Source organism: Buttiauxella warmboldiae, from assembly GCF_003818135.1.
GTDB lineage: Bacteria > Pseudomonadota > Gammaproteobacteria > Enterobacterales > Enterobacteriaceae > Buttiauxella > Buttiauxella warmboldiae.
In genome coordinates this window covers 22519-28656 of the sequence record NZ_RPOH01000069.1, presented here as the reverse complement: position 1 = coordinate 28656, position 6138 = coordinate 22519, and the positions used below count along the sequence as shown (strand labels likewise).

Sequence of the window (6138 nt, the reverse complement as noted above, 5' to 3'; positions counted from 1 at the left end):
GATCAATGACGATAGCGGAGCGGCACGCCGCCAGATACTACCGCTCAATACTGATGAGAGAACCCGGTAGCAACGGCAATATGCATGTCAGCGCCGAGCTCTACCGGTAAGCGAATGCAGCGAGGCATTGACATCGCGCGTTAACACCAGGAACACCATAACGACATAGAAAACCCCACCCTGTGAGCAATACGCCAGCCCAGACTGATGGCAAACCCCATGACTTTCGCAAAACGAACATGGACCATCACTAAAAAAACAAGGAAAATCAATTTATTGATTTTCGGCTGATCACCACGCTGATCACCACAAGAAAGGAAAACCACGTTTTTCCTTTCTTTGTCAGCAATCTCAAGCCCCTATTATTAAAAGGGGCTTGAGTATTATGCGTTACATTTTATTCAGCACTAGCTGGCCGTTATCATTGAGCGGGATCTGGGTGCCCGGATCTTTATCCATGCGGATTTTGCCCTGCTGCTCGCCAATGCGGTAGGTCACGTCGTAACCGAGCATTTTTTCTGATTTGTCGTAGACGGTTTTGCATTTCTGCTGGGTCGTGGTGTAGGTATCACGCTCCTGCATCGCCCCCTGCACCTGGTGGCCTGCGTAACCGCCGCCTAGTGCGCCTGCCACCGTTGCAACGTCTTTACCGCGCCCGCCGCCAAACTGATGGCCAATCACGCCACCGGCAACCGCCCCTAGCGCAGAACCAAGAATACGGTTTTCATCCTGCACCGGGCGACGATGCGTCACCGTAACATTTCGGCACTCCTGGCGCGGTGTTTTAATGGTTTCCTTAATCGGCGTCGCTGACACCACCTGTGCGAACTGAGGGCCACGGTCAAAAACATTCATGCTGGCAACCGCCGCCACACCCAGTGCTGCGGCCACGCCGATACCTATACCCGCTAACATTGATTTATTCACAGGACATCCTCCTGATTGTGCAATTGCTTACAATCTTGCAACAGAAGCGCTTTTTTCACCAATCAGACAACGGATGAAAAGTGCTGAATCGCCGATAGAAGCTATACGTTTGAGAGAAATCCTAAGCATCAATCGCTCATTTATAGATTTTTATGCTGCTTTAGCGGGGGAGAAACCCGGCGTGAAACCGGGTTTGCAGGCAGAACCAGGAGAGGATTAGTGCAGTTTTAAACGTGGACGAATCACGCGGTTGATACTGCCCACCAGCATCATCAGGCCGGTTTTAAAGTAACCATGCAGGGCGACCTGGTGCATACGATACAGCGAGATGTAGACAAAACGCGCCATGCGCCCTTCTACCATCATCGAACCGCGCATCAGGTTGCCCATCAGGCTGCCGACCGTTGAGAATCTTGAGAGCGAAACCAGAGAACCGTGATCCTTATAAACATAAGATTTCAGCGGCTTATCTTTCATCTGCGCCTGAATATTGCTCAGCACCAGCGAGGCCATCTGGTGTGCAGCCTGCGCGCGCGGAGGCACGAAGCCGCCTTCAGGGCGCGCGCATGAAGCACAGTCACCAATCGCATAGATATCGGGATCGCGCGTGGTTTGCAGCGTAGGCTCGGTCACTAACTGGTTAATGCGGTTAGTTTCCAGTCCTCCAATATCTTTCATAAAGTCCGGGGCTTTGATACCTGCCGCCCACACCATCAGATCCGCGGCGATATATTCGCCGTCTTTGGTGTTCAGGCCGCCTGCATCAGCAGATGTCACCATGGTTTGCGTCAGAACGCGCACCCCGAGTTTGGTCAGTTCGCTATGCGCCGCGGCAGAAATACGCGGCGGCAACGCGGGCAGAATACGCTCGCCCGCCTCCACCAGCGTGACGTTCAACGCTTCGTTAGTCAGGCCTTTGTAACCGTAGCTGTGCAGCTGTTTTACCGCGTTATGCAGCTCAGCCGAGAGTTCCACCCCGGTCGCGCCGCCGCCGACGATGGCGATATTCACTTTGCCGCTGGCTCCGAGATTTGCAGAGTATTTAAGGAACAGATTCAGCATTTCGGAGTGGAAGCGCCGCGCCTGATGCGGGTTATCCAGGAAGATGCAATGGTCTTTCACGCCCGGCGTGTTGAAGTCGTTTGAGGTGCTGCCTAACGCCATCACTAAAGTGTCGTAAGGAACCTTGCGCTCGGGAACCAGCAGCTCGCCTTTGTCGTCACGCAGCTCGGCGAGCGTCAGCGTTTTGCTTTCGCGATTAATATCAACCACCGAACCAAGCTGGAACTGGAAATGATGGTTACGAGCGTGAGCCAGGTAGCTCAGCGCATCAACGCCTTCATCCAGTGAGCCGGTTGCCACTTCATGCAACAGCGGCTTCCATAAATGGCTGTGGTTGCGATCGATAAGCGTAACCTTCGCTTGCTTACCACGACCCAGTTTTTTACCTAACTGAGTGGCCAGTTCAAGTCCGCCAGCACCACCACCGACAATGACAATCTTTCTTAATGGCGTAGTCAAAGTGACCCCCTTAAAATATTAACCAATTGTTAATTAAAGGTTATAAAAATAGCATTTAATTAACAACAAGTTACCCAAACAAACGCACTAATGTGACCAAAGAATAACATGGATGGTGTATTGGTCATACCAAAATTGATATGCATCAAATTTTTCTGCTGGAAAGATAAACAAAAAGGGCCAGCCGATGGCTGACCCTTTTGAAAAGCACTCTTTAACACCTAATTTAGCCCAATGTTTTAAAGGCTTTTATACGCTGCAGATGCGGTGAGATGTTTTTGAATTTATGGCCCTGTTCCCGATCCCATACGATTTCATAGTAGGGATGAAGCAGTTCTGCGGCGCGCACGTTATCCAGCGCTTCGTCATTGCGCGACAAAATAGCCAGGCAGCGATCGCGGTTTTTCTCACGGAAGTTTTGCACACACTTGGTCGCAATATCGCTGTACTCCTCAGGCCGGTCGATTTTTCCTTCCATATTTTCCTGCGGGAACAGGTTCGGATTAAAAATCACCTGGCGAATATCACACAAAAAACCGATCCGTTCGGCCCAGAAGCCCCCCAGACCCACGCCACAAATCAGCGGGCGCTCATCGACGCTGAGCTGCAGCATCTTGTCGACTTCTTTGAGCAGGTGCTGCATATCGTGTTTCGGATGCCGCGTGCTGTAGCTGATAAGCCGCACGTCGGGATCGATAAACTGGAGTTGCAGCACCTTTTCATGGTTACCGGGACTGTTGGAGTCGAAACCGTGTAAATAGATAATCATTGCATCCTCACCACACCAATTCAGGCCGTTTGGCCCGGGGAGTTAAAGACCCGCCTTGTGGGCTTGCCACTGCTCATGCAGCGCCTCAAGCTGCTGCTTTGCTTCCTTCCAGCGCGCTGACGACATCAGCTCCTGACGGGTAAATGAAGCTTTATGATACAAACCTGTAACACGCTCTGCTTTGACCGGCGACAGGTTATCTAACACGCTAACCGCACCATTACGATTATTGCAGACCAGGATCATATCGCAACCTGCATCAAGCGATGCCTGCCCGCGTTGGGCATAGCTGCCCATAACGGCCGCCCCTTCCATCGACAAATCGTCCGAGAAGATCACGCCGTTAAAGCCGAGCTCCCCACGTAACACGGTTTTCAGCCAGTGCGGCGAACCGCTCGCCGGAAGCGGGTCAACATCACTATAAATCACGTGCGCCGGCATTATGGCATCGAGTTTATTTTCGCTAATCAGCGTGCGGAAGATCTGCATATCGTGTTCACGAATCAGCGCTTCTTCACGCGGGTCTTGCGGCGTTTCTTTATGGGAGTCCGCCGTCACGGCACCATGGCCGGGGAAATGTTTACCGGTCGTTTTCATGCCTGCGGCGTGCATACCGTCGATAAAACAACTCGCCATTGCCAACGCCTTGCGCGGATCTTCATGGTATGAACGCTCACCGATGGCGGCGCTGATATGACCGATATCCAGCACGGGCGCAAAGCTGATGTCGATATCCATGGCAATCATTTCGCTTGCCATTAACCAGCCCGCCTGCTGTGCCAGCTTGCCCCCCTGCTCCAGCCCATGAATGGCGGCAAAAGACTGGGCGGCCGGCAAACGGGTAAACCCGTCACGAAAGCGCTGCACCCGGCCGCCTTCCTGGTCAACGGCGACCACCAGACGATTGCGGGAGGCTTCACGGATCTGGCGTACCAGCTCCCGCAATTGCTCCGGGTCGTGATAGTTGCGGGTAAACAAAATCAGCCCACCCACCAGCGGGTGCTGAAGAATTTCGCGCTCTTCGGCATCCAGCTCAAAGCCTGCCACATCTAACATTACCGGGCCCACATCTACCTCTCTTGATTAATTCTGCTCCCGCAGCAGGCTCCAGGCCTCCTCTGCAAGCGCTATAAATGTTCTGTCCTGGGTTTGTACCCAACGGCACTCATACCAGGAGGCCATCAGCATCATGACCCACGGCTGCCAACGTGCAACCTGACGGCTTAACTTATGCGGCGAAAGGTGGCTCAATTGTGCGTAGGCATCCACCAGCGGCTCGCTGTCGATATGATTCGCCAGCGCAGTGGCCGCCAGCTCCAGAGCCACATCGCCGTCACCGGCATATTCCCAGTCGATAAGCTTGATACCTGAAGGCTGATGCACCAGATTCCCGGCATGGACGTCCATATGCAGCGGCGCAAGGCGCAGTGGCGCAGGCTCGCCTTGCCGCTTCATTTTTTTAAGCCTGCGCAGCCAGCTCACCGTTCTTCGCTCAGGTGCCGCGTGCTGCCAGTAATAGTCAAGCAGCGGCAACAGGCTGATCCGCCAGCCAAAGCCGCGTTGCCGGTGCAGATCATACAGCAACGACGTCAGCGTTTGCAGTGAGGGAAGCTGCGATTTCACCTCTCCGCCAAGCCATTCGACGATAAGCCAGCCCTCAGCCAGGCAAATGGGGCGCGGCCCGATCCCCGGCGCAACACGCTGCAACGCGTGATACTGTCTGTGGAGCGAAACGCCGGGCATCGGCGATTCAAGCTGATGTCGGGCGACATACTCTTGTGCGCCTATTTTAAAATGCAGGCTGCCGCCGCTTAATCCCTGAAGATGAGAAAAACAACCGGCGGCCTGAGCCGCCGGAAGATGCTTTTCAATCACGCTTTGCAGCGTTGACCTATTGCGTTTGTTGTACCGCACCGCTTCCTGACCAGATAATTTCGCCTGTCTGCACCAGCATCAGCTGCATTTTCAGCATTGGGGCATTCACGTTGCCGCTGGCGTTGCTGTAAAGCACGTATTGCGCACCAACGTTGCGGGCGATGCCAATCGCTTTACTGCGCGAGCCGAGGCTGTCCTGCGGTGATAACCCCAGCTGCTGTTTCGCCAGTGAAAGCTGCTGCGCGGAAACAAGGGTAAACTTGCCATTATTTGCCAGCGCCCCGCGCAGGGCTTCTGTCGCCTTGCTGGTTTGCAGCGAACCGTTGGTGTGGTTATTGACGCTATCAACCAGCAGAACCCCACCCGCGCTCACGCCATCGGCCTGCAGCATTTTATCGACCATCGGCTGCATGGTGCTGCCCCAGTCATAGTGACGGACTTTCGGGGTGGCCGGAATAGTCGGCTGTGGCTGCTCAATCGGGCCAGGCTGTGGCGGCACGGTTGGCACCGTAGGCACGGTGGGCTGTGGTGGAACCGGCTGCTGCGGAACAGGTTTTACCTCTTCCACAGGTGCTGGTGCTTCACCACGATTAATACACCCTGATAAAATCATCGCTGCAGCGAGAATGACCAGATATCGATGGATTCCCTTAATCAAAATTCACCCCTTATAAAGAGAGATAAAGACGGACTTTACGTGCGTCTGGATAACTGGCGATAGATGACACCGAAACGCTGGATTTTGCCGGTAGCGTAACGGTGCGCGGTTGTTCAAGTGGATGAATCTCAAGCCCTTTTGCGTCATACCAGTAAAAACGATAGCTGATGATAACGGGCTTCGACTGTTCATTATAGAGCTGGCTGCGCGTCACAGTCGCACCGTTGTCAGTTGAAATTTCAGGTTTTTCCGCACTGATTCCCGCCGCCAGTACCGAGGCCTCCATCACCAGCGTTTGTCCGTCGTTGACGGGAATCGCCGGTCGGGAGCTACATCCGGCCAGCAATATCACCGCCAGCAGCATGAGCCGCGGGTTAATTTTCATCAA

General features: G+C 53.8%; 8 protein-coding genes. 1 reads left to right on the top strand and 7 read right to left on the bottom strand.

Translation table 11 applies throughout. The annotated features are described in order from the left end of the window. A partial coding sequence (locus tag EHN07_RS15905) for a YdgH/BhsA/McbA family protein (RefSeq protein WP_148085476.1) occupies nucleotides 1-110 on the top strand: 110 nt, incomplete at its 5' end. Between the two features lie 280 nt (nucleotides 111-390). On the opposite strand, the gene EHN07_RS15900 is transcribed toward EHN07_RS15905, so the two are convergent. The 7 genes from EHN07_RS15900 to EHN07_RS15870 all read right to left on the bottom strand — a co-directional run bounded on the left by EHN07_RS15900 (nucleotide 391) and on the right by EHN07_RS15870 (nucleotide 6135). Further along, nucleotides 391-927, bottom strand: a complete 537-nt coding sequence (locus EHN07_RS15900; RefSeq protein WP_124025033.1) for a glycine zipper 2TM domain-containing protein — start codon at nucleotides 925-927, stop codon at nucleotides 391-393. A gap of 216 nt (nucleotides 928-1143) precedes the next feature. Continuing rightward, nucleotides 1144-2448 carry an NAD(P)/FAD-dependent oxidoreductase gene (locus EHN07_RS15895; protein WP_124025032.1) on the bottom strand — a complete coding sequence of 435 codons (1305 nt, stop codon included), beginning with the start codon at nucleotides 2446-2448 and terminating at the stop codon, nucleotides 1144-1146. 226 nt (nucleotides 2449-2674) lie between these two features. Beyond that, complete coding sequence (gene ycfP, locus EHN07_RS15890) at nucleotides 2675-3217, bottom strand: alpha/beta hydrolase YcfP (protein ID WP_124025031.1); 543 nt, start codon at nucleotides 3215-3217, stop codon at nucleotides 2675-2677. Nucleotides 3218-3259: 42 nt separating this feature from the next. Continuing rightward, the gene (gene nagZ / locus EHN07_RS15885) at nucleotides 3260-4285 is read right to left on the bottom strand and encodes a beta-N-acetylhexosaminidase (protein WP_124025030.1); all 1026 of its coding nucleotides are present in this window, start codon (nucleotides 4283-4285) and stop codon (nucleotides 3260-3262) included. 15 nt (nucleotides 4286-4300) lie between these two features. Next, nucleotides 4301-5131, bottom strand: a complete 831-nt coding sequence (gene thiK / locus EHN07_RS15880; RefSeq protein ID WP_244202420.1) for a thiamine kinase — start codon at nucleotides 5129-5131, stop codon at nucleotides 4301-4303. After that, nucleotides 5109-5705 (bottom strand): penicillin-binding protein activator LpoB, encoded by a 597-nt coding sequence (lpoB, locus tag EHN07_RS15875; protein ID WP_425267199.1) that lies wholly within the window; start codon nucleotides 5703-5705, stop codon nucleotides 5109-5111. The genes thiK and lpoB overlap by 23 nt, the downstream gene beginning before the upstream one ends. Nucleotides 5706-5760: 55 nt before the next feature. Continuing rightward, nucleotides 5761-6135, bottom strand: a complete 375-nt coding sequence (locus EHN07_RS15870; protein WP_124025028.1) for a YcfL family putative periplasmic lipoprotein — start codon at nucleotides 6133-6135, stop codon at nucleotides 5761-5763. Nucleotides 6136-6138: the final 3 nt, after the last annotated feature.